Origin of the sequence: Pseudomonas sp. PDM32, from assembly GCF_019219225.1 — a bacterium.
In the GTDB taxonomy this organism is placed as follows: domain Bacteria; phylum Pseudomonadota; class Gammaproteobacteria; order Pseudomonadales; family Pseudomonadaceae; genus Aquipseudomonas; species Aquipseudomonas laurylsulfatiphila.
In genome coordinates this window covers 1-255 of the sequence record NZ_JAHUWE010000075.1, presented here as the reverse complement: position 1 = coordinate 255, position 255 = coordinate 1, and the positions used below count along the sequence as shown (strand labels likewise).

Genomic DNA, 255 nt, shown 5'->3' with positions numbered 1-255 from the left:
AGCGCATCGAGCCGGTGCGGCGCTTCGCCTACGACACGCTCTACCAGCTAATCAGCGCCACCGGCTGGGAAACCGCCAAGCCGTCGTTGGGGCCGGCGTTGCCCGAGTGGCAGGGATTCGGCCCGCCTGACGCCAGTCGCTGGTGCAATTACACAGAGACCTATTATTACGATGAAGCGGGCAATCTGCTGCAGCGTCTGCATCACGGCGCGGTAGACGACACCTTGATCATGCGCGTGGCATCGCACAGCAATC

1 pseudogene is annotated in these 255 nt (G+C 62.7%); it reads left to right on the top strand.

Annotated features, from left to right (window positions below):
- A pseudogene (locus KW846_RS29865) lies at positions 1–255 on the top strand (RHS repeat protein); the annotation flags it as partial.